The organism is Aquimarina amphilecti, from assembly GCF_900109375.1.
GTDB lineage: Bacteria > Bacteroidota > Bacteroidia > Flavobacteriales > Flavobacteriaceae > Aquimarina > Aquimarina amphilecti.
This window is the reverse complement of record NZ_FOAB01000003.1, coordinates 119,967-141,936: the sequence shown is the minus strand read 5'-3', so window position 1 is coordinate 141,936 and position 21,970 is coordinate 119,967. Positions and strand designations below refer to the sequence as shown.

The 21,970-nt window shown below is 31.1% G+C and carries 30 protein-coding genes; 2 read left to right on the top strand and 28 right to left on the bottom strand.

Features of this window, described 5'->3' with window-relative positions:
• Positions 1 to 67 precede the first annotated feature (67 nt).
• The 19 genes from BMY33_RS08330 to BMY33_RS08250 all read right to left on the bottom strand — a co-directional run bounded on the left by BMY33_RS08330 (position 68) and on the right by BMY33_RS08250 (position 14,387).
• Positions 68 to 1,120 (bottom strand): alpha/beta hydrolase family protein, encoded by a 1,053-nt coding sequence (locus BMY33_RS08330; RefSeq protein WP_091407463.1) that lies wholly within the window; start codon positions 1,118 to 1,120, stop codon positions 68 to 70.
• A 175-nt stretch (positions 1,121 to 1,295) separates the two neighbouring features.
• Positions 1,296 to 2,213 (bottom strand): GTP-binding protein, encoded by a 918-nt coding sequence (locus BMY33_RS08325; protein ID WP_091407461.1) that lies wholly within the window; start codon positions 2,211 to 2,213, stop codon positions 1,296 to 1,298.
• A 19-nt stretch (positions 2,214 to 2,232) separates the two neighbouring features.
• Positions 2,233 to 2,850: a hypothetical protein gene (locus BMY33_RS08320; protein WP_091407459.1), complete on the bottom strand. Its 618-nt coding sequence runs from the start codon at positions 2,848 to 2,850 to the stop codon at positions 2,233 to 2,235.
• A 20-nt stretch (positions 2,851 to 2,870) separates the two neighbouring features.
• Positions 2,871 to 3,689, bottom strand: coding sequence for an alpha/beta fold hydrolase (locus BMY33_RS08315; protein ID WP_091407457.1), 819 nt, complete (start codon positions 3,687 to 3,689; stop codon positions 2,871 to 2,873).
• 441 nt (positions 3,690 to 4,130) lie between these two features.
• The gene (locus BMY33_RS23680) at positions 4,131 to 4,331 is read right to left on the bottom strand and encodes a hypothetical protein (RefSeq protein ID WP_211482386.1); all 201 of its coding nucleotides are present in this window, start codon (positions 4,329 to 4,331) and stop codon (positions 4,131 to 4,133) included.
• A gap of 164 nt (positions 4,332 to 4,495) precedes the next feature.
• Positions 4,496 to 4,624 (bottom strand): hypothetical protein, encoded by a 129-nt coding sequence (locus BMY33_RS23895; protein WP_280139529.1) that lies wholly within the window; start codon positions 4,622 to 4,624, stop codon positions 4,496 to 4,498.
• A 326-nt stretch (positions 4,625 to 4,950) separates the two neighbouring features.
• A complete protein-coding gene (locus BMY33_RS08305) occupies positions 4,951 to 6,189 on the bottom strand; it encodes a serine hydrolase domain-containing protein (protein ID WP_244542998.1) in 1,239 nt (412 codons plus the stop codon).
• A gap of 41 nt (positions 6,190 to 6,230) precedes the next feature.
• Complete coding sequence (locus BMY33_RS23440) at positions 6,231 to 6,371, bottom strand: hypothetical protein (protein ID WP_170837036.1); 141 nt, start codon at positions 6,369 to 6,371, stop codon at positions 6,231 to 6,233.
• Between the two features lie 38 nt (positions 6,372 to 6,409).
• Positions 6,410 to 7,813, bottom strand: coding sequence for an alpha/beta hydrolase family protein (locus BMY33_RS08300; protein WP_091407454.1), 1,404 nt, complete (start codon positions 7,811 to 7,813; stop codon positions 6,410 to 6,412).
• Between the two features lie 18 nt (positions 7,814 to 7,831).
• Entirely contained in the window at positions 7,832 to 8,401 is a 570-nt protein-coding gene (locus BMY33_RS08295) for a carboxymuconolactone decarboxylase family protein (protein WP_244542997.1), read from the bottom strand.
• Positions 8,402 to 8,513: 112 nt separating this feature from the next.
• On the bottom strand, positions 8,514 to 9,359 hold the full coding sequence (locus BMY33_RS08290; protein WP_091407452.1) for an NmrA family NAD(P)-binding protein: 846 nt from the start codon (positions 9,357 to 9,359) through the stop codon (positions 8,514 to 8,516).
• A 63-nt stretch (positions 9,360 to 9,422) separates the two neighbouring features.
• Positions 9,423 to 9,827 (bottom strand): DUF5367 family protein, encoded by a 405-nt coding sequence (locus BMY33_RS08285; RefSeq protein WP_091407450.1) that lies wholly within the window; start codon positions 9,825 to 9,827, stop codon positions 9,423 to 9,425.
• A gap of 45 nt (positions 9,828 to 9,872) precedes the next feature.
• Positions 9,873 to 10,364, bottom strand: coding sequence for an anthrone oxygenase family protein (locus BMY33_RS08280; RefSeq protein ID WP_091407448.1), 492 nt, complete (start codon positions 10,362 to 10,364; stop codon positions 9,873 to 9,875).
• Positions 10,365 to 10,368: 4 nt separating this feature from the next.
• Positions 10,369 to 10,725 carry a hypothetical protein gene (locus BMY33_RS08275; protein WP_091407447.1) on the bottom strand — a complete coding sequence of 119 codons (357 nt, stop codon included), beginning with the start codon at positions 10,723 to 10,725 and terminating at the stop codon, positions 10,369 to 10,371.
• A 103-nt stretch (positions 10,726 to 10,828) separates the two neighbouring features.
• Entirely contained in the window at positions 10,829 to 11,785 is a 957-nt protein-coding gene (locus BMY33_RS08270; RefSeq protein ID WP_170837040.1) for an AraC family transcriptional regulator, read from the bottom strand.
• Positions 11,786 to 12,069: 284 nt separating this feature from the next.
• Positions 12,070 to 12,615 carry an NADPH-dependent FMN reductase gene (locus BMY33_RS08265; RefSeq protein WP_091407443.1) on the bottom strand — a complete coding sequence of 182 codons (546 nt, stop codon included), beginning with the start codon at positions 12,613 to 12,615 and terminating at the stop codon, positions 12,070 to 12,072.
• A 5-nt stretch (positions 12,616 to 12,620) separates the two neighbouring features.
• A complete protein-coding gene (locus BMY33_RS08260; protein ID WP_091407441.1) occupies positions 12,621 to 13,073 on the bottom strand; it encodes a DoxX family protein in 453 nt (150 codons plus the stop codon).
• Positions 13,074 to 13,095: 22 nt separating this feature from the next.
• Positions 13,096 to 13,740, bottom strand: a complete 645-nt coding sequence (locus BMY33_RS08255; protein ID WP_091407440.1) for a hypothetical protein — start codon at positions 13,738 to 13,740, stop codon at positions 13,096 to 13,098.
• Positions 13,741 to 13,793: 53 nt separating this feature from the next.
• Entirely contained in the window at positions 13,794 to 14,387 is a 594-nt protein-coding gene (locus BMY33_RS08250; protein ID WP_091407438.1) for a Crp/Fnr family transcriptional regulator, read from the bottom strand.
• A gap of 435 nt (positions 14,388 to 14,822) precedes the next feature.
• On the opposite strand from BMY33_RS08250, the gene BMY33_RS23675 reads away from it, so the two are divergent.
• Both BMY33_RS23675 and BMY33_RS08240 read left to right on the top strand, forming a co-directional pair.
• The gene (locus BMY33_RS23675; RefSeq protein ID WP_211482385.1) at positions 14,823 to 15,449 is read left to right on the top strand and encodes a putative quinol monooxygenase; all 627 of its coding nucleotides are present in this window, start codon (positions 14,823 to 14,825) and stop codon (positions 15,447 to 15,449) included.
• Positions 15,450 to 15,526: 77 nt separating this feature from the next.
• A complete protein-coding gene (locus BMY33_RS08240; RefSeq protein WP_091407437.1) occupies positions 15,527 to 16,390 on the top strand; it encodes a helix-turn-helix domain-containing protein in 864 nt (287 codons plus the stop codon).
• Between the two features lie 143 nt (positions 16,391 to 16,533).
• Here the strand turns inward: BMY33_RS08240 and BMY33_RS08235 are convergent, their stop codons facing one another.
• The 9 genes from BMY33_RS08235 to BMY33_RS08195 all read right to left on the bottom strand — a co-directional run bounded on the left by BMY33_RS08235 (position 16,534) and on the right by BMY33_RS08195 (position 21,911).
• Positions 16,534 to 16,920, bottom strand: coding sequence for a hypothetical protein (locus BMY33_RS08235; protein WP_091407435.1), 387 nt, complete (start codon positions 16,918 to 16,920; stop codon positions 16,534 to 16,536).
• A gap of 5 nt (positions 16,921 to 16,925) precedes the next feature.
• Positions 16,926 to 17,309: a DoxX family protein gene (locus BMY33_RS08230; RefSeq protein WP_091407434.1), complete on the bottom strand. Its 384-nt coding sequence runs from the start codon at positions 17,307 to 17,309 to the stop codon at positions 16,926 to 16,928.
• A gap of 4 nt (positions 17,310 to 17,313) precedes the next feature.
• On the bottom strand, positions 17,314 to 17,976 hold the full coding sequence (locus tag BMY33_RS08225; protein WP_091407432.1) for a peroxiredoxin-like family protein: 663 nt from the start codon (positions 17,974 to 17,976) through the stop codon (positions 17,314 to 17,316).
• Between the two features lie 83 nt (positions 17,977 to 18,059).
• Positions 18,060 to 18,941 (bottom strand): helix-turn-helix domain-containing protein, encoded by an 882-nt coding sequence (locus BMY33_RS08220; RefSeq protein ID WP_091407430.1) that lies wholly within the window; start codon positions 18,939 to 18,941, stop codon positions 18,060 to 18,062.
• 31 nt (positions 18,942 to 18,972) lie between these two features.
• Positions 18,973 to 19,392 carry a CPBP family intramembrane glutamic endopeptidase gene (locus tag BMY33_RS08215; RefSeq protein WP_091407429.1) on the bottom strand — a complete coding sequence of 140 codons (420 nt, stop codon included), beginning with the start codon at positions 19,390 to 19,392 and terminating at the stop codon, positions 18,973 to 18,975.
• 118 nt (positions 19,393 to 19,510) lie between these two features.
• The gene (locus BMY33_RS08210; protein ID WP_091407427.1) at positions 19,511 to 20,338 is read right to left on the bottom strand and encodes a LytR/AlgR family response regulator transcription factor; all 828 of its coding nucleotides are present in this window, start codon (positions 20,336 to 20,338) and stop codon (positions 19,511 to 19,513) included.
• A gap of 106 nt (positions 20,339 to 20,444) precedes the next feature.
• Positions 20,445 to 20,870 carry a DUF2262 domain-containing protein gene (locus BMY33_RS08205; protein ID WP_091407426.1) on the bottom strand — a complete coding sequence of 142 codons (426 nt, stop codon included), beginning with the start codon at positions 20,868 to 20,870 and terminating at the stop codon, positions 20,445 to 20,447.
• 104 nt (positions 20,871 to 20,974) lie between these two features.
• A complete protein-coding gene (locus BMY33_RS08200) occupies positions 20,975 to 21,319 on the bottom strand; it encodes a 5-carboxymethyl-2-hydroxymuconate Delta-isomerase (RefSeq protein WP_091407424.1) in 345 nt (114 codons plus the stop codon).
• 166 nt (positions 21,320 to 21,485) lie between these two features.
• Positions 21,486 to 21,911, bottom strand: a complete 426-nt coding sequence (locus BMY33_RS08195) for a VOC family protein (protein ID WP_091407423.1) — start codon at positions 21,909 to 21,911, stop codon at positions 21,486 to 21,488.
• Between the last annotated feature and the right edge of the window lie 59 nt (positions 21,912 to 21,970).

Here is a 21,970-nt window from a genome sequence, read left to right as displayed (position 1 = left end):
GAAACATCCTATGCTGGCTAATATAATTAATGTGTATGAGTTTTAAGAATAAGAAATTCTAATTCAATTAATCATATTTGTTATTTAACCAATATTCAATAGTATTTAGAAAACCATCGCATCTTTTGTAAGGTAATTTGTGATCTTGAAATTCGTAAAAACCTCCAGTCTTGCATTCGAATATATTATGATTACAATTTGAAAACGTTTTTGTTCTCAAATTTTTATTTTGACCTACTGTTTTTTCGTATAATAGTTTAGTTTTCTTCCAGTCTACGTTCATATCTGTTTCTCCAAACAACGCCAAAACAGGAATTTTCACATTTGATAAGATCTGGTTAAAATCCTCTATGTAAACCGGTAAGCCAGTTTCTTTATCAAGGGTTTGTTTCATAAGAGGTGTTTGAAAACTAGTGTATGTTTTCTTATTCATCTCACCCATATTTTCCTTAACAAATCGTAACCAAAACGTATTGTTTTGAAGATCTTTAGTAGCATTCATATAAGCTTCGAAACTTTCACCTGAGTGAGCAATTTTTATTCCTTTTAACCATTGATCTACAATTAAGTTAATTGAACCTTTAGGCAACTCTTCAATTCTTAAATTTTCTTCTAGAAGATAACCGAAGTTTTCTTTATCATCAACACCACTGACCGAAATCCAAAATGAAATATCTTTATATTGGTTTATCACAATTGGGTTTATCCAACCGGCTCTACTAACTCCATATAGACCAATATGATTTGATTCTGATATTTGTTTTTCTTTCAAAGTATTGATCGCAGCTATTACCTCAGATGCACTATTCTGAACTGATTGATTATAATTGAAAGCACCACCACTTTTTCCGCACCCCATTTTATCCCACATATATGTAGCAAAACCTGCTTTTACGATGGTCTCTCTTATATCTGAGTACCATTCCTGCGCTACAGCATTTGTTTTTCCTGATCCATGAATTATGAGCACAATTCCTTTGGGTTTTTGGTCTTTTGGAAGATTCAATACTCCGTTCAACTTTATCCCTTCAAATTCAAAATTCAAAACCTGTTTATTACTTTGAGCTTTTAAATTGAAGAAAATCAGAGTAAGGATTGTTAGTGCTATTATTCTTTTCATTTTCTAGTTACATTTTTCATTTTAACTCTAATGTCATGATATAAATAAAGATCTGAGTTTGTCGAGTTGTCTAGTAATGATGTATATGTTTTAGTATTGTTACAGTTGGTATTTAGAATCTTACCAATGATTTTTAGATGGAGATTATACTTTATTGTGGTGTGTTTAGACTAGTTTAATTACGAACTTTATCTTGTTGTAACAAACTGTTTTTGATTGCTTTTTCTAGTAGTTTAGGGTCACTTCCAGGACCTATAGTTAAGAGTTTGGCCCCTGTTATTGGCAATCCATTAAATGGCCTAATAGATACTTTTCCGTCCGGAGTTCGTTCAAAATAAGTGTATTCTTCTTCATTTCCGATTCGAGTGCAGCCTTTTACACGTAAAATGGTCTTAGGTAGCGTACTACAAATGTCATAAATGCAATTTGAATTGGGTAATTTTGGTAAATCAACAGAGCAAGAAGACCAATGCGATTTAAGGTGTTCAAACTTTTGAGCCTTATTTTTAGATGGAGATAGTTTAGGAATAAGATAGATATCAATCTCTTCCATGCGCATAGTTTCTGCTAATGGATTGAGTTTATTTAGTTCTTTAATTACTAAAGTTAGTCTGTTGGATGGTATATTTTCAGTATGAGTTAATACAATCAGAGAAGACACCTGAATCTGGTTTGCTTCAAGTTCATTATGTTCGCCTCTTTTTTGCCAATTTTTAAGATCCACAACTGAAATTTGAATTGGTGGCAGAAAACGATCGTTTAGACCAACACCAAGAAAACTCATCAGTGAACAAGCATCAGAAGTACCATTGGCTTCAATAAGTGTAATTCCATTGGTTCGCTCAGGGATTCTATTAACTTGATCTCTAAGTTCATTTATACCACTACAACATATACAACTACCACTGAGGGCTCTGATTTGTTTTGGTTCTATTTGATCTATAAATTGTTGGGCATCAAGATTTGCATTTTCATAATCATTAAGAATAATAAAAGGATTCCAACCTTTATTAATATAGTTGGTCATCAAGTATTTTAATAATGTTGTTTTTCCTGCTCCTAAAAAACCAACAACTGTAATAATAGCTTCCATCTCTTTTTAGTACGTGTTTTTAATCAATTCTTTTAACTACTATTTCAAAAGGTTCTTGTGGGAGTCCATATAAAACAGCTTTCGTTTCATCAATTTCTTTAATAAGCAACACCAATCCTTTTCGATTATTATAAAATGAAGAAATTAATAAAGTATGATCTATTTTTTCTAATAAAATTTTTCGTCCTGAATATCTCATTTTACTGAGAGTTTTAATCATTTTAGGTTGATCTAAAATTTTATTGAATTCTATAATTTCCTGTTCATTATTCCATTTAAAATTATATTTTAAAAGTTGAATTCTACTTTCCGATATTTTTGACACTGTTGGAGTTAATCTAACATAATCCTGTTCAAATATAGTGCCTTCGGTTTTAGATTCTGTTTTATTAAACATAGTAATTATTTTTCCTTTTAGATAAAATCGTATTCGGTCAGAATCTATGAATTCAAAGTTTAGATCAGCTATTTTTTTTGAAGAATTTTCAACTTCTTTTTCTTTTAAGTTTATTTGATTTTCAACGTTTTCCAGAACTGAATACGTAATCCTATCATTTTCGAAAGTAATAATATCTAAATCACGAAAAGGTCTTGTTTTACTTACATTAATCCATTTGTCATCAGTTTTAGTATTCAATTTTTTTATCTTTTTGTATGTTATGTTTTATACACATGGTTGGTAATAGTTTTTCTATCCATTATCCATTTTGCTACTATTGGCCATAATTCCTTTCTTGCGTTTTGGGATTTTAAAATTCGACTATGATTATAATCTTCCAAATTCCCGTTTTCCTTTGAAACGAAAAGTAATTTATTAGAATTGTTATGAAATGCATTTAGAAATTTTTCGCAACCAATTTTTGGAGCTATAAAACTATCACCTTTCGCACAAATGGATAATATAGGAACTCTTATTTCGTTCATTTTATTCAAGTAGTCAAATCCATTGTCTCCAATAAAGTTTTGTCTTAAATTCCAATTAAACCACTGTTTCATAGTGTAATAATTCTCGCTATGTTCCGTTGAACCTGCTGTTTTGGCTGGTACAATTCCTAACAATGCAGACAATTTTTTACCCGCCAATATCTTCATTCGATTATTAAATTCGGTTCCTGCTCCAAAAGCTTGTACTCCGAATAGAGTAATGCTGTTAATTTTTGAGCGATAGTAAGGGTTGTTAATTAATAGGATAGTTAATGCAATTCCACCACCACTATGAGCTAAACAATCAATGTTTCCTATATTTTGGTTAGTGAAGAGGAAATTAAATGTTGATTTGAGATCATAGTTTGCAATAGTTTCAAAATTGAAATTGTGATTACTTTTGTTACTTTCCCCATGATTTCTCCATTCCATTATCCAGCAGGTAAATCCTTTTTCGGTCATATATTTTGCAATTCCATCGCATATCTTTTTATTAGAAAATGTACCATGTGTTAAAAAGATATGTTTGTCCGATATTTTTTCCGGTTCCATTTTCCAGACAGCTATGGACAAATTGTCTTCTGTGATTATATGATAAATTTTTTCTTTCAGTCTCTCTTAAATTATTATTAACGATTTTATATATGAGTAGTAGCAGAATTATTGCAACTACTTTCTATATCACAATATACTTTATTTAATAAAATAATGGTTTAAGTAATTACTCAAACCGTTATTAATTATGGACATTGTTGTCCATAATTTAAGAGAGACTATACATTTTTTCTATTTCTCATTCATTTCTTTAACGCTAGTTCTAAAAGAAATTCCAAGAACTAACCCAGCTCCTAAGGACAAACCGATTGCAATACTATTTGTCAATATTCCAATGCAAATTTCATTTCTATTTTAGAAAACTAAATCTAATGTTATATATTTATTTTTCTTATTATTATGCTTTATCTACATAGTTTAGTACAGTTTTTTATTCAACTACCAATATTCAAAGATTTTAGATATTTTTCCTTTTTTTAACTCAAAAAGTGTCATTCGCGATTCACCTTCTTTAATTGTATCACCATGCTTCTCTAAGTAGATTCTTTTAACCATTAAGGCATTCAGGCCAACAATTTTATTTAGAATTCGAATATCTGTAATTTCACCATTATATTCTCCTTTTTGTTGATTCCTCACATAACCATTATATAAATCATTCCGAATATAGATTCCTCCGTATTTTGGATGAATATATGTAAAGCTATCTGTAAAAAGATGGAATATAGTATCTATGTTTTTTATAGAAGAGCCCGATTGAAAAACTTTAAGATTTAGCTTGTAATATTAATCTAGTATTGCGTTTAAAGAATCTTTATGTGATTTTTTATTCGTGCTGCATTGGAGAGTATTCTTGATTTTTTATCAGAAAGCCCTGCCTTTTCAAGATAATTAGCACTTTTATAGGCTTCTGAGAGTTTTTTGTGTATCATTGAAGAGTTAGGATAATAACGTACAGCTAACTCTAAAAGCGCTACCAATTCAGCATAGCGTTTACTGCTTTTTAACCGACGTGCTACGCCTAATATATTTCCAATAAAATAAAAAGAATCTTCATTAGGAATGATATCAAATCCATATTGCTTAGATAACGTATCAAAAAAATGCTATATTTCTTTAGCTGGATTTTTTGCATTTATAAACGATCCTTTGCTACCAAGGAAATAATCATTTTTAATAGCTTTCATTTTGAATTCGCCTAGTCATACGTGCTGCGCTATCAATGTATTTTCTTTCACCGTGAACGTATAATATGCATTTAGTTCTGGGTTATAATATTTGCTACTAAATTCTTGAAACGAATGTAAGTTATAATTAGCAGTATTATTAGTATACTTCCTATGATCACAAGCTGGGTCATGTTACTTTGTTGCATCGCAAAAAGCAAGGTATCTACTTTTCCTGTATTTATGAATACCCAATCACTTGCGATTCGAGTAGCAAAATCAGAGCTGCCTGTGGTCAACACGATAATACCATCCCTATTTGTTGGGTTATATCGAAAAGCAGTATTAATGGGTGGATTGCTTTGGCCGTCGTGTCCTATTACAAATTGTCCCTTGTCAACTTCTGCGAAAAGAAAGGTGCCGAGACCATATATAGGAGCGCCAAGTTTACTCGCCTCAACTTGCCACATCATTCTTTGGTATTTTGGTAGCAACGGTTTTAGAGTGCTCTGTTCTTCATCAAAAAGAGTGAAAAGCTTTTCTAAATCGTTTAAAGTTGTATACAGCGATGTTGCAGCTAGAGAAGTGTAATAAAAGTGTGGTGCTTTAGAACCGTCTGCGTTGTAAAAATTACACAGTTTGTTTCGAAACTTTTCATCCCATTGATAGAAAGACGATTGCATTCTCAAGGGAGCAAAAATTTCTGTTCTCATATACTGATCAAAAGACTGTCCACTTACTTCCTCTACGATGAGTTGAAGTAATGTAAATCCGCCTCCAGAGTATCGCCATTCTCTTCCTGGTAAAATGCCTACTTGTGTGCTGCCATTTTTACCTAAGTCAGCGTCTTTTGCTTTGGTAAGTGAAGATTCTAAAGACTGCACATCTTTTAATTTTTCAAAACCCGAATACCCAAGTCCATCGGTCAATCCTGCTGTATGACTAAGAAGCCTCCTCACCGTAACTTTATTGTTATCAAAGGAACTAGGTGGTAATTGCCAACGCTTAAGGTAGTTAGATACGGGAACATCCAATTCTAATTTTCCTTCTTGAACTAATCGCATAACGCCAATAGCTGAGACAAATTTCGAAAGAGAAGCTACTTGAAACACGGTATTTCGATCAACTGAAGTATTCTTTGAATGAAAAGATTCTATTACTGGTGCTCCATTTTTAAATATCACCATCGCCATACTACCTACAAATTCTTTTTTGAGTTCTTTTTGAACTGATTTGATAAACTTTGTAGACTCTTTTTGTTCAGTGAATGGTGTATGCCACCAACCTTTGTCTATACCTAAAAAAATCACTGCTGTCCATATGAGGATCAAAACAACTGATAGCGAGATGTATTTAAGAAATCTTTTCATTGTTATTTTTTAATAACGGTTCCAAAAACCAAACCTACGCCAGCTCCAAAGGCTAATCCAATCGCAATATTATCAGTTAAGATTCCCGCTAAAAGTCCAATTCCAGCTCCAAATAGTAATCCTAATGTCAATTTCTTTTTCATATTACTTTTTTTAATTGTTAAACATTTGATTTCAAAAATCACTTTACCTGATTTAAAACCCAATCAGAAATAATTTGTAGTGCTTGTGGTGAAAACGTCTGGTCAATTTTACTGTATTCATCCATTTTGCCAGTATCTGCTTCTTGAAAAAGATGGTTTAGACCTTCTAGTTCAATTATTTCGAACTTTTTATTTTTTGCCTTTTCTAATGCTTTTCTAATACCTTCTTGATGGATTTTAGCAGGTACTTGTGTGTCTTTTGTTCCATTTAATGATAATACTGGTATTTTAATTTTAGCATATTCATCAGCAGGATTATAGTTATAAAAATATCGTATCCAAGGTGTTGTTCTTGCCTCTACCAATCCATTTAGAACTTGCTCTGTCTTCTTGTCAGAACCTAACATAGGTTTTAAAATTGGTGCAACTTCATTTGTATAGAGTAACTTTAATTCTGACTTAACTTCAGACAATTTTTTAGAAGAACTTGCAATATCAATTGCCTTTCTCATTGTTTTATTAAAGGCTTCTTCATCAGGGACAGGAAATGCCCTCATACTAATCACTTGATTATATACTAAATCACTTCCTATAATTCCAGTTCCTGCCAATGAAATTATAAAAGCAATATCATTTTTAGTTTTATTAGCTGCTAAGGGTGCTATAATGCCACCTTCACTATGACCAATTAGTCCAATATTTTTGGTGTCAATATCATTACGCGTTTTTAAATAATTAATTGCAGCAACCACATCATTTGCAAAATCTTCTGTGGTCGCTGTGCTAAAAATTCCTGTTGATGCACTGGTACCTCTATCATCATATCTTAACACTGCGATACCTTGTCTAGTTAAATAATCTGCTAATACTAGGAATGTCTTGTGTCCTACAAATGTTTGATCTCTGTCTTGTGGTCCGCTACCGGTAATTAGTATAACAACTGGGTGTTTTTCATTAGTTTTTGGGCTTGTAAATGTTCCCGCTAATGTTACATTGGCCGTCTTGCTTGTAAAATGTACTTCTTGTTCATGGTAAGGATATGGTTTTGTTGGCTCTTGAGATCTTCTAGCAATTGCTTTAGGCTTATCTTTTGATCTCTCCAAAATCAATGGAATTGTATTTCCACCTTCCGAAAAATTTCCTTTGATTTTTTGAGTATTTGTGTCAAAAACACCTTCATACTTGATACCTAAGTTAGTCCCATCTACTAAAAGAGTATTATTGTTAAAAGTTGTAGTCTTTGGTTTTAAGCCAGTTACTCTGTTTGTAGGGATATCAATAATTGTCATATAATTTTTACCATCCTTTGTAATTCGAAAGTTAAAATCTAAAGTTTTTTCGGCGCTAATATGTACTTTTCCGGACCAAGTATCGGTAATATTTTGTGCATTCGTATTTATAAATAATAAGAATGCAAATAGAGAGGTTATGTATCTTTTCATGTTTTATTTTTTTTAGTTCTACTTTTTCCAGATTCTACTTTTAAAAGCAGCATCAACGGGTGTTTTAAAAATGTGATTGAAATAATTACTCATTGTTTTAATGCCTACACCAGCGATTACCCCTAAAATATGGTTTTCAGTATATCCTGCATTTATGAAGTCATTAATATCTGTTTCAGATGGCATCCCTCTTTTTAAGGTTACAGCTCTCGAAAATAGACTAAGGGCTTTAAACTTTTTGTGTGTTATTTCTGTGTTATTTCTTATTGCATTAGTCACCTCAGTAGGAACTTTAGTCATATTATCACCAACAAAACTATGAGCAGCCATACAGTAATCACATTCATTTTCATAGGCTATGGATAGAAATATGACTTCTTGCTCTTGTGGACTAAATCCAGAATTAGCTCTGAATGAGTTATATGCATATGCGTAACCGTCAAGTAAAGCAGTATTATTTGCCATTCCTAAATACATATTAGGAATTAACCCTAACTTCTTTTGTGTTGTTTGTAAAATTTGACTTGAAATTGTATCAGCATTCTCAATTGTCTTAGGTTCTAAAACCATTGTTTTTGTTACGTTCATAACTATTATTTTTTGTAATTAACAACAGGACCTATATTTTAATTGTTAATTGAATTATTAATTGCCGTAAAAGTCCTATTGTGTGATTGTTTTTATTATTTATTAATCGATATTATACTGTTTCGGTGACATTTTGGTTCCAAATACCAGTGGCAGCAGTTTGCTTAGCAAATGTTTCAAAATCTATGGCTGGTTTGCCCAAAACTTTGGCTACATCATCAGAAACTTCTTGGTTTTCTGGATTTCCTAATACTTCTTGGAATAAATAACCGAACAACCATACATAAGAATCAGGTAATCCTGCTTTTTTCATACCTTCCTTAAATTCTTCAATAGAAATTGGTACAAATTGAATATGCTTGTTAGTAGCTTCAGCCATTATTTCAACCACCTCCTTAAAAGTTCTTTTTTGAGGACCTGTTACAGTTATGGTTTGTCCGTTATAGCTATCATCTACGATGACTTTAGAAACTACATCTGCTATATCATTGACATCTACAAATGGAATTTCTGCATCTGGCATTGGTAATGCAACAGTACCATTGAGTACAAATTCTAAGAAAGCACCTTCACTAAAATTTTGATTGAACCACGATGCTCTAACCAAAGTGTAGTTTAAACCAGAGTTTGCTACGATTTCTTCGCAGGCTTCGGCTTCAGTTTCGCCTTTACCAGAAAGTAATACTACTTTTTCTAAACCAGCCTCTAAAGCTTTTTTGGTAAGTGTACTGATAGCATCTCTAGAGCCAGGTACTGCCAAATCTGGATAATACACAATATAGGCTCTATCCATATTTTTTAAAGCCGCGTCATAGGTATCTGTGTTTTCCCAATCAAACACCGGGTTTGTTTTTCGCCCAACAACGCGTACATTATGACCTAATTGTGTTAAATTTTCTGCAACTCGGCGACCAGTTTTTCCAGTTCCTCCGATAACTAAAATGTTTTCTGATTTCATTTCTATTCGTTTTAAATTGATATTAATTGTGTTTTAATTATTTAATTTCTTTTGATTTTACTTTTATATGCAATTTGCAGTATTTGTTTTACTAAAAACTTTAGTATACCAATACGTGGTACTCATTGCAATAAACTCTATTCCAATGAGCCAAAAACCAGCGGCAGCAAAGAAGTTATAATACGATCCTCCATTTGGAACTATTAAATAAGGAACCGTAATTAAAGCATCTAAAATGGTGGCGGTTAAAAAGAAAATTACCCCTAACCAGTATCCTTTTATAGTACTTTTTTTTCTGTAATATAGTTTTGCTCCTAACCACACTACAGGTAGAATTCCTAAGGACAATAAAATATTTGCCTGAAATTCTGGGTCTTCTAGAATCGGTATGTAGAATGAAATTGTGTAAATACTTACTCCAATAATCCAGATAATAATCCCAATGCTTATGGCTCTTAATTGTTTCATGATTGTTCGTTTTTTGATTGATTTTTTGGAAACTAATGCCTTGTCTTATTTTATGTAAAGCATGCCTATGATTAAAAGTGTAAAAGCGCTAAATGATGATACTGTTCTTATAGTATGCCAACGATTCCAAGGTTGTTCAAACTTGTTTCGAAGCTCGTGCAATTCAATTTTTGAAAGTGTTTCTAGATTAGAGCTATCTAAAACCTCATTTAATGGAACGTTTCCAAAAATGGTTACTAGACCGATTCCAATAAAAAATAGTACTGCGGCCGCAAGGAATAGCCAGAAACATATACTGTTATCTTTAAATAAATAGGTATTTGCAAAGAGTAATATGACAGGACCAAAAAAGACTATTATAAAAGGGGCATTTATAATTGCTCTATTCATTGATTGAAAGGATCTTAAGAAGGTTAAGTTGTCTAGTCGACCAATGCCAGGCGTAACAGCATTAGACCACGTAAAACATAAACCAGCTGTAAGACCAGTAAATAGTAAACTGAGCATTAATACGATAAATTTTAGTTTAAATTCCATTGCTTTACGTTTTAGTGGAAGTTATCCACGTTAATAATTCTTGATATTCCTTAGAATTGAGTTTTATTTTTTTACCCTTAGGCATTCTTTTTTTTATGAAGACTTGTTTGTAGATATCATTAGCCCAAGGATTCATGTTTTCCAATGTGAATACACGTCTTTTGTTTCGTTTGTAATGGCAAACATTACATTTGTTTTCTAAGATTTTAAATGCTTCAGCTTTAGAATCTTTTACTACATAATTTAAAGTGTATACCGAAGTAGATTCCGTATTCTCTTTAATCGATTCGTAAGTGTTTTTCGAATTAATAGCTAGTGCTGTAAAAATTCCTATTATTAATTTTACAATTGTTATCATCATTATATAGAGTTGTTAATTTGATGATACAAAGGTGCGAAGTGATCAAATGAGTTTTTTGACACTTAAAGACAACCTTTTGACATTTTACGCCAAAAAGGAATTTTTAGTTATTGTTTCTAAATTCTGAAGGGGTTTGGTTAGTCCATTTTTTAAAAGCGCGATTAAAAGCACTTTGTTCAGAGAAACCTGTTAAAAAGGCTATATCGCCAATACTTTGATTGTTATCGCGTAGCATGTCTTTTGCGATTTTTTCTTGAGTTCCTTTAACTAAATCCCTATAAGTAACATTTGCCTCAGAAAGTCTTCTGGTAAGTGTTCTGTTACTCATAGCTAGTAGTTCACTGATATTTTGAATTGCAGGGATACCCGTTGGAAGTCCATCTTTAATAAGAGATTCTACATCGCGTACAAATTTATTACCGGGTATTTTGATACCTTTAGTGTTTTCATCTACCTGTTTTAGTAAGTAACTGTTTATACTGGCATCTGCCTTTGCAGTTCTTAAGTTTAAATCAGACGTTTTATAACTTATAGAATAAGTAGGCTGATTAAAGAGTATAGGACATTTAAAAGCAGCATTATGGCTAGTTAAGTCTTGGGGCGGGCTGTGTTTAAAACTAACCTGGATCGGAGAGATATCTTTTTCCGACATGGCTTGCAGTACCACTACTGTAGCAGATAAGCTAGCTTCTGTAGATAATTCCATACCTCTGCGATGTGCTTCTCTATTAAGTATGACATTAGAAATGTTTCCTTCTTCTTTAATTTTCCATACAAATGTATTCGAGAGAAGTTTAAAATAACGATCACTACGTTCAAAGATTTCTCCTACTTTAGAACAAGTACGCCATGATAGTCCTAATACACCATAATCCTCAATAATCATTTGCTGGCCTACCCGAACCCCGAATCCTGGCCCAAGTTTATCATCTAGTAGCTCGTGCAAATCTAGAAATTCTTCAGCAGCAACAACCTGTTCATGTTTTGCTTCATCTATAGAAGTAGGTAAATCTATAAAATCATCTCTATACATGCCTTCTGCAATGGCACAATTAATCATCTTGAGATATAGACTTATAGAAAAGTATTTCATTTTTCTTACTAAACTGACACTTAGAACTTTTTAATGTCTTATACTAACAGGGGATTAAAGATAATTAAATCCTAAGAATTCACTTACGTAACTAACAATTTATTATATACTGTGAATCTGTTGCAAAACTAAGTTTTTAATCAAAGCAAGTAATTTTCATAATTTCAAAGAACGAATTGATGCTGAAAAATCAACAACTTAAAAATGGACTTGTGAGATGGTTACCGGTCGGTGGTGATAATAGTTTTTTGCTATTGAAACAGGTTATTTAATTGCTGTTCAAAAAGATGTATTTTTTGATTCAATTCCTCTTTTAATCCATTATCAGAAATTCCATCTTCTAAAAAATTGTCATAGAAATTTGGCAATGAAAAATCTGCAGTTACATTAGCTCCTAAGTATGGGAAATAGGTCTTTGCAGATTCCAAAACTGTTGTGCCTCCTCTATCACCAGGCGAAGTCGCCATTAAAAGCATTGGTTTCTCTCTCCATATTTTCATGTTTACCCGAGACAGCCAGTCTATTGTATTTTTAAATACCGCTGCATAGGAACCATTATGTTCGGCAAGAGATATTATAAAACCATCCGCCTTGTTAAATGATTCGTCTAGCCTTTTAATTGCAGTGGGTATAGCATTTTCTGTTTCATAATCGACTCCATATATTGGTGAAATATAATCGTTTAAGTCGATTGGGATAATTTCTACGTTTTCTAATAAACTAGAGGTGTAGGATAGTAAGCTTTTGTTTATAGATTTTTGACTATTGCTTCCTGCTATTGTTATTATTTTTTTCATGATTATTATTTTTTTGAGATTAATTTATCTAATGACCATTTTCCACTACCATTGACTATTATGGATACTGCAAGACCGATAACTAGAAGAGAATATTCGTAGCCTTCGCCATTCTGATTACCAAACCAATTCATAAAAAAGCCATTCGCTAACTGTGTAGTATAAATGATACCTATGAACATTCCTGAAAGTGATAATGCCCAAACTCTGCTGAATAAGCCTAAAATTAGTGAGATAGAGCCAAGAAATTCAATCATTATTATTGAGAATGCTATAAAGCTTGGCAATCCCATTTGAGTTGTAAATGATTCTACTGTTGCCGTATAACCATAACCGCCAAAGAGGCCTAATAATTTTTGTGCACCATGCGGAAATATGACTAAACCAAGTGTCAATCGTGTAATGCTAAATCCAATATTTGGATGTGTTTTTAAAAGTTTTTGTACTAAATGTTTCATACTATTTAAGATTTAAAATTGTCTATAATTTTTTTTTGTAATACACACCGAAAGATGATTTTTCTATAGGTTTCTGTCCATACTGGTCAAAGTCCAAACCAATACCAAACTGATGTCCGTAGAATGACACACCTGCGCGTAGTTGCTGAAAACTTCTTGAATGCCTTTCGAATTGATCCCATACGGTTAAAAATTGTCCGTTTAACCAGAGAGAAATTTTACCATTTATTAATGTGTTTAATTGAAACTGTGCGAAGGCTTCAGCATAGCCGTCATTCGTTTGTTCAGAATGAGCAACGGTAGGAATGATTATAAATAATACTCGAGAATTTTTTAATGTAAATTTTACTGAGAAACGTTCCGAATAACCAGAGAAACTATTATAATATAAGGATGATCCTAATGAGATATGCGTATTAACATTCCAAAATAATGTTGGTTGAACACCTATCTCATTAAAACTGTGATTTTCCTTGTCTTTAAATTTCTGAAAGAAAGCTAGTGTACTAATACTAAAAGTCTCACTCTTATTAATAGCATAACTTGTATATACTATAAAATCTGTTTTATCAAAACCAGAAAACAATTCTATTTGTGTGAATTGTGCTTGCAAATAGTTTTCAAAGCCAAAGACTAAAAAGCTGGTAATGAGTATTATGTTTTTCATGCTTCAAAATTCCGATAGAAGCACCTGAAAAAAAATGAACTAGTTTAAGACTTTTACATTTTATTGACTTTAGTAATAATTTTACTCATAAACTCTGGTGTAATCCCAATATAACCTGCTAGGTCTTTCTGAGTAATTCTATTGACAATTTTTGGATATTTCTTTTTGAATTGAATATATCTTTCCTCAGCGGTTAAAGATATTCCATGATTAGAACGTTGTATATAACTTATGAGTGACTTTTGATATAATATGCGATAAAACTTTTCGAATTTTGGAATTTCCTGAAAAAGCAAATCATAATTTGCTCTAGAAATACCTAATAATTCTGAATTCTCTGTAGCTTTAATAAAATAACGTGTTGGTTTTTTGGTCATAAAACTAGCCATATCGCCAGTCCAATAATCCTCTACTGCAAACATGGATATATGAGGAGCACCATCTTCATCTAATGTATAAACCTTTAAACAACCTTTTATTATAAAATACTCATATTTAGTAAGATCACCAGCCTGCATTAAAAATGCCTTCTTTTTAACTTTTATTTCTGTAAGTAACGAAAGATATTTTTGCTTTTCTAATTCGGTTAAATCAATAAACCTAGCGATATTATTAAGAATTAGAGTATGTGATTCTTTGTGTTCCAATTTAAGTTTATTTTGAATATTGCTTTACATAAATTTTTATCCCGTGATTTAGTTTGAGTTAGTTGTTCTTTCAGTCTCTCTTAAATTTTTACTAATACATTCGGTGTTTACTTAGTTTCTGGGGTTAAGATCTAAGTTAGCAAAAGAAAACGAACTAGAGGAAACCCTGTAGAGTTTTTCGAGTACAAAGAGAATAAGCGATTAACTATACACTTTTTTATATGTGAACTGGACTCAATAACAATGCTTTTTTGAAAATTGTCCATGCTTTAGTAATAAACATCCATTCCAGAGTCCCTTGTTTCATCTCAAATTTGCACTGTAACAAAAAAACAAGAAAAAATGAAAACTAAAGTTCCATTAAAATTTTCTATCCTAGTTTTTTTACTAGGGTTTACAATTCAAACATTTTCAAAATCTAAAATCATAAACATTATGAACAACAAAAAAAATGAAACTATCGGATTATTAGTAACTATGAAAGCAAAACCAGGAAAAGAACAAGACGTTAAAAATTTCTTGCTTGGTGGATTAGGATTAGTGAATCAAGAACCTCAAACAGTATCTTGGTTTGCCTTTCAGGTTGATAAAAACACCTTTGGAATCTATGATACTTTTGAAGTAGAAGAAGGAAGAGAAGCACATTTAACAGGTGAAGTTGCGAAGGCATTGTTAGCAAATGCAAATGAATTATTAGAGAATTTTAATCCAAGCACAGATATTCAAACAATAGATGTATTAGCATCTAATCATAAATCTGGATTACAAAACAAAGGTTTGCTTGTTATCATGAAATCTAAAGGCACAAAGACAACCGATGTTGAAAACTTCCTTAATGTTGGTAAACAATTAGTTAGTGATGAAACAAAGACTTTATCTTGGTATGCTATAAAAATAGATGTTACTACATATGCAATCTTTGATACTTTTACAGATGATTCAGGTAGAGATGCTCATTTAACAGGGAAAGTTACAGCAGGACTTATGGAAAATGCTCCTGTTCTTTTAGATGGTTTTGAAGCATCTGCAATTCAGAAAATAGACATTTTAGCTTCGAAATAATTGTTATCTTTAGAAAGGAGTGTAGCAAACACTCCTTTCTTTTTAATAAGTAATACTAAAAAAAGGTATAGACTGTTATGGCTCAAATTATTATTGATAAGCAAAATGGAGAACTAGCCTTTAGACTAGAAAGGTTTGATGATCTTAATCAATTTGATCATTTACAGAGAAAAAATTATTATTCTATTGTTTTACTAAAAGGAAACAATTATAAGTTAAGTGTAGATCTTTCTATTTGTGAATTACAAGGAAACCAGATGATTTGCTTGTCGCCTTATCAACCTTTTATGATTTCTTCTGAAGAACCTTGTTCAGGATGGTTATTAAATTTTCATCCAGATTTTTTCTGCACATATAGACATCAAAATGAGATCGAAACAGAGGGTATTCTTTTTAATAACTTTTTTGGATTACCACATTTTAAAATTTCTGAAGAAGCATTATTTTTAAATCTCATAGATCAAATTTCAAAGGAGATGGATAGTGATTCTATTGCTCAACATGAAGTTCTTGTCGCTTTTTTAAAGGTTTTTTTAATAGAAGCAGTTAGACAGAAAAAACAATTCGATAAAGATACGGTGCCAAAATTTTCTGATGGTCAATCCGAAATATTACAAAATTTAGTTGATGCTATTGAGAAAAATTATTTTGAGTTACATTCTCCTAGTGAATATGCAGATTTTTTGTGCGTTAGCACTAAGACATTGGCAGGAATTGTAAAAAAATATTTGCAGCAAACACCTAGTAAATTAATTTCTAATAGAATCGTTATAGAGGCTAAACGTGAACTCTATTTAACCTCTAAACCTTTGAAACAAATTGCAGCTAATCTTGGTTATGATGATGAATTTTATTTTAGTAGATTTTTTAAAAAGAAGGTAGGTGTTTCTCCGGATAATTATAGAAAGACAGTAGGTTTTGCTAAACTAGAAAAATTATGATTGTCAGATTGCCTTAAATTATTACTAACGATTTTATATATGAGTAGTAGCAAAATTATTGCAACTGCTTTCTATATCACAATATACTTTATTTAATAAAATAACGGTTTGAGTAATTACTTAAACCGTTATTAATTAGGTTATCATTCAAATTCTGTAAAAATAACTTCTCTAGTTACTTGCCAACGATTATCCTCCCAAATTAAATCAATACTAAGAGCTATTTTTTGCTCAACTCCAGTTAAGTTAACTTTTCGTTTTAATATTGCATGACCATTGTTTTGGTTAGACTCAATGTGGTAGAATTCAGCCCAAGTATTTAGCGGTTCATCACCATTATCGAGTTTAGATTGAAATAAATCTTTGAACGTTTGCTTATTAGAAATCATTGTTTGTCCAGATGCATCAATCATTATAACTTGCATATTATCGTGATAGATCGAATCTAATTTTTCAATATCGAAAGTTGTAGCAGTTTCTATTAAACTCTCAATCGTTTTTTTTATTCCTTGTTTTGTTTGAGTATTCATTTTTTTTAAGATTTAGTAAAGGTTTGAGTATATTTTCCGAATACTTTTCTATCATAAATCCATGAGAGAATAGTTGCGATTATAGCAATTACAGAGGGCATAAATTCTCTGTCATTGACCATTATATGAGCACTTAAAGCAAGTATTACATCAAATAGAAACCCTGCGTAAGCGAGTTCTTTTAAAAAGTTGTTTTTTTTGGTAAGTATGGCTAAGACTCCAAATGTTTTTAAAATTGCTAATGGGTAGATAATCCAAATTGGAAATCCGAGGTTTATAAAAAAACCTTCGATTCTTGGGTAATTAAAGATATACATCATCGAACTAAACATAAATAATGCACTAAGTATTCCGGTTGAAATCCAGTAAATAATTTTATCTGTTTTCATAATATTAAAGTTTTTCGGGGATTATATTCGTTTTTAAAATGTTTAAGAGTTCCATTGGTTCCAGACGTGTCATATAGTCTTCTTCGAAATGAACAAATACAACTTCCATTTTTTTATCAATTACATAAACTGCAGGAACTGGTAATTCGAAATTGTTATTTCCGTGAATTTTGGTAAAATCCATTCCGAAATTTTGAAATTCCTTTTTGGACGCCTCATCAAGTTTAAAAATGATACCGGTCGCTTTCATTAACTTGGCATCAATATCTGTTAAGACAGGAAACGAAAGTGCATTTTTAGTAATTGTCTGGTTCGCCAATTCTGGTATTTCAGCACTTATCCCGACAATGTCAACACCTAATGCATTAAAACTTTTCCGTAAGTTTTCATATTCCCGTAATTCCATGTTACAATAAGGGCACCAACCACCTCTGTAAAAATTTAGAATTAGAAATTCCTTTTTTATAAAATCACTTAGTAATAAATGGTCTCCATTGATATTTTGAAGACTCATGTCTGTAACATTGTCTCCTACTTGGTGTGCATTTTCTTTTAAGTGATTTTTTCTAATATTATCAATACTATTAGTAAAGACTTTAATTATCGACTGCGGCATTCTTTCCATAGTAGCATTCCGCATTTGTTTTAGCTGTTCTTGCAATGTCATATTTATACCATTTTTGTTGGTACAAATATCCTGTCAAACACTGGAAATTTGATAATCTATGTTTTCAAACAAATAGTCAATATCTAACTGTGAGTAGTTTTTTCTAATTTCTGTTGAAATTGATTCGGAGTTAGATTTGTGAATTTTTTAAAAAACCGAATGAAGTTCGAAGGCTCTTTAAAACCCATTTTATAGGCTATTTCTTGAGAAGTATATTTGTTTTCAGAAATATTTCGTTTGGCTTCAAGTAATAACCAACTATCTAAGAAAGCTTTGGCTGTTTTATGACCAATCTGTTTACAAATATCATTTAAATATTTATAAGACACAGTTAATTTTTTCGCATAATCTTTTACATTATGGCTTTCGTGGTAGTGCTTTGTAATTAAATGTTTAAACTGAATAAAATCTTTGAATCGCTTACTTTCAAATGTTTTGTGCTGATAAATGGAAAGACGTTTTATTTGAAATAGTAACGCTATAAAAACGGAATTGATAATTTCTGCCTTCATAATATCATTAGATTCTAAATGTAGATTTTCAAGAAGTTGTAGCAGAGGTTTCAAGGTTGCTATATTCTCTTTTCCAATCAAAATACTTGGTGTGTGATAAATATGTAGAAAATGAAATAGATTCTTTTCACTTATATTTTCAGTAATAAAGTTTTCTTCAAAAGAAATAACATATCCTTTAACAGTCAGGTCTTTATTAAAAGAATGAACTTGGTCTTTAGTTAGAGGTAAAATTACACCTGGAGATAAAACTTCTTCTTTGAAGTCAATAGTATGAAAACTTTCGCCTTCTGTAATTAATATCAATGCATTAAATTTGATTCTATGTGGATTTGATAAGTCATAGTTACTTTCTTTACAACGTCTATATAATTCTTCGATGGATATGAATTCAAAAGGAATAGGTTGGTTAACGAACCGTGAAAAAATAATATTTTCTATGCTATCTTTCATGAATTATGATTGCTCATTAATCAGCTAAAATCTATCTTAATAGGGGCTTATAGCTGATGATAAGCACTAGATTTTGAATTATTACTAAATCAAATTTACATATTTTGCCTTTATCCTTTTTAGTAAACTGTTTCATTAAGTACCCTCTAAATACAATTTCTTCAGCAAATGCTGCGGATAACCAAACAAAAACAAGGAAGGTTAATATAACTGGCAAGTTTCCTTTGTAGCGTTCGAATTCAGAATAATCTATAGATTGTTCAGTAAGATAGGTGATGATTGGCATCAATACATAGCCATTGAATAGGAATATAATTATTGCTAATAGAGGAGCTATGATTAATAAACTTTTTATATTTATTCTTTTACGTTGAAAACCTAAAGAGGTAAAAAAATCTTTTTTGTATTCTATTGCACTCGCTATTAATAGTAATAAAGCTGCTATAATCATTTGGAAATATCCTGATAGGTATAAAATATAACAAAGAACGATAATGTAGGTTACAGAGGGATGTACAACTCGTTTTTTCCGAATGGTATCAAAATAACAGCTAAATGATCATTGTATTTTATAGTTTACCCTTAAACCAATTCATGAATTCTTGCTTTTTATATCTACTGATATTTATTTGAAAAGCTTTTTTATCAGAAATTATTGGTTTTATTAGTACAGATAATTTGCCATTTTCTATGGACTGCACTTGCTCGATAGAGCGGACATGAAGTATGGTTTGTCTATTAGCTCTATAGAAGCTTTGTTCACTGACTTCATTTTCAATTTCATTAAGGGTAAAATCCGTAATAATTGAGGTTCCATCAGTTTTTACAATATACACTATTTTGTTTTCACTATGTATAAAGGCAATTTCAGCATAGTTAACTAAGGTTATTTTTCCTCCTTGTTGAACTTTAATTGTGCCTTTTATGGAAATAAGTTTGTGAAGCTTATAAATATCAGTTGAAAATAAAAGAGCAATTCCGAGAGTGCAAATTAGTAGAGATAGTGAAAGTCCTGTTAGTAAATGATACATACTGTATGATTCAATTCCATTAATCAAACCGTTTAAACCATAATAGAAGAAGAGGTATAGTATGGTAATATAGCCTAAAGTTGAAAACAGAAAACGTAAAAGTAGTTGTGTGTTAATTTGTTTTGTGAAGTATTTGTTTTTAAAATATATAAAATTGAAACGAGCGATAATAATCATTAGACTTCCTCCAATAATTGAAACCGTTATAGGAAATAGAGGAAATTCATAACCTTTGTTAAAAGGGAAATTTTTCGGTTCAAAAAGATGGTTTAATACAATAGAAATTAATACAATTATAAGGGTATTTCTAACCCAAAAATTTGAAAAACTAATATAGTTTTTCAAAGAGTTAATTATTGTTTTCATTAAAACTTTTAATCTATTACTTTGTTTTTTAGCTTATGTACAATGCCAAATATATAAATCAAATCAAAGCAAACATACCTGAACCAATTGATTTATCTGTTCATTTTTATCCATACATTGTTGAGTCGTCAAAATTTTCTCCATCAAATGATTGTGCAATCAAGGAGTGATTTCCAAACATTCCATTTTCATTGTAAAAAACATCAATAGAATCTTTTGATAAAAAATTAATTCCATTTAATTCTAAATTATTCCTAAATCCTTGTTCCTCCAATTGTGGATGCCCATTTTTTTCATCCGCCCAATTTTCATTATAGTTGTCCAAAAAATCTCTGACAATAGCATCCTTTGCTTTTTTTTCATAGAATTCGAAATTCTCTAAAAGCTTGTTTGCTAATACTATTGTTTCTTCAATTGTTGCATCATCAGGATCTAGTCTTAAATCGATTTTTTTAGTATTGAGTGTTACGATTATTTTATATGATCCTTCAATGTCTAGATCTTTATCAAGTTTTTCTTTTGTTATTTTCATTTGAGTTTTTATGTGACCGCCAACGTCTCGTATAAGAAACGTAGGGCAGAGGATAAGCACTATATTTCATATATGATGTTACTAATGGTTTTACATTTTTAGTTTTACACCATTGATTTGTTGCAGTACGTTGCTTTTTCAAAATCCCTAATATTGATTGAAATAATCGGGACGTTAGGGAACATTAATTTCAATTCAGTAATAATCTTTCTCGATAAATTCTTTTTTTGAGAAATGGTTCGTCCTTCCATAATATTAGCGAAGATGTGAATAAAATCATCTTCAGTATTCCCGATATTGTAATATTCAAAAGGATTGATTCTTACTTTAATATCTCCCTTATCAAAAAGGTCAGTTGATTCTGCGGTATCGTATACTTTTTGGATAATTTTTTTTGGTGATTTTGTTTTTATAATATTTTGAGAACAGTCAATTACAAAATGTGGCATAAATTATTTTTATTTAAGATGTATATTTAATAGGTGGGCTATTGTTTCGTTGCAGAATTATCTACGAGAACTATATCGAGATAATCAAGCTCTTTATTGCAAGATAAGAATTCCCATTCAGGAAATTTCACCACAATAAATTACAGATGTTGTTGTGCTTGGTTTTTTATTGTTTAAGATAATTTACCATCCATTGCACTCCGAATTTATCTGTAAATGACCCAAAGTATGCACCCCAAAATGTATCTTCTAGTGGTGATATTATCGTTCCTCCTGATGAAAGCCCATTAAATAATTTTACAGCTTCTTCTTTACTCTCTGGGCTAATAGATATATAATAATTATTCCCGAATGTTAGCGATTGTCCCTTGGATTCAAGTAGATCAGTCCCCATAAGTAAATTTCCAGGCCCTATTGGTAAACCAACATGCATTATTTTTCGTTTATCCTCTTCCGACATTAAATCATTATCAGGCATATCCCCAAAGCGTCTTATTCCACCAACGAATTCAGTACCAAATACTGATTTGTAAAAATTAAATGCTTTTTCAGTATTACCCATAAAGCTTAAATACGTATTGATTGTTGCCATATTTTATTTTTTCAGAAAGTTAATTATTCTCAACCTTTAGATTAAGTACTTACTAGCTA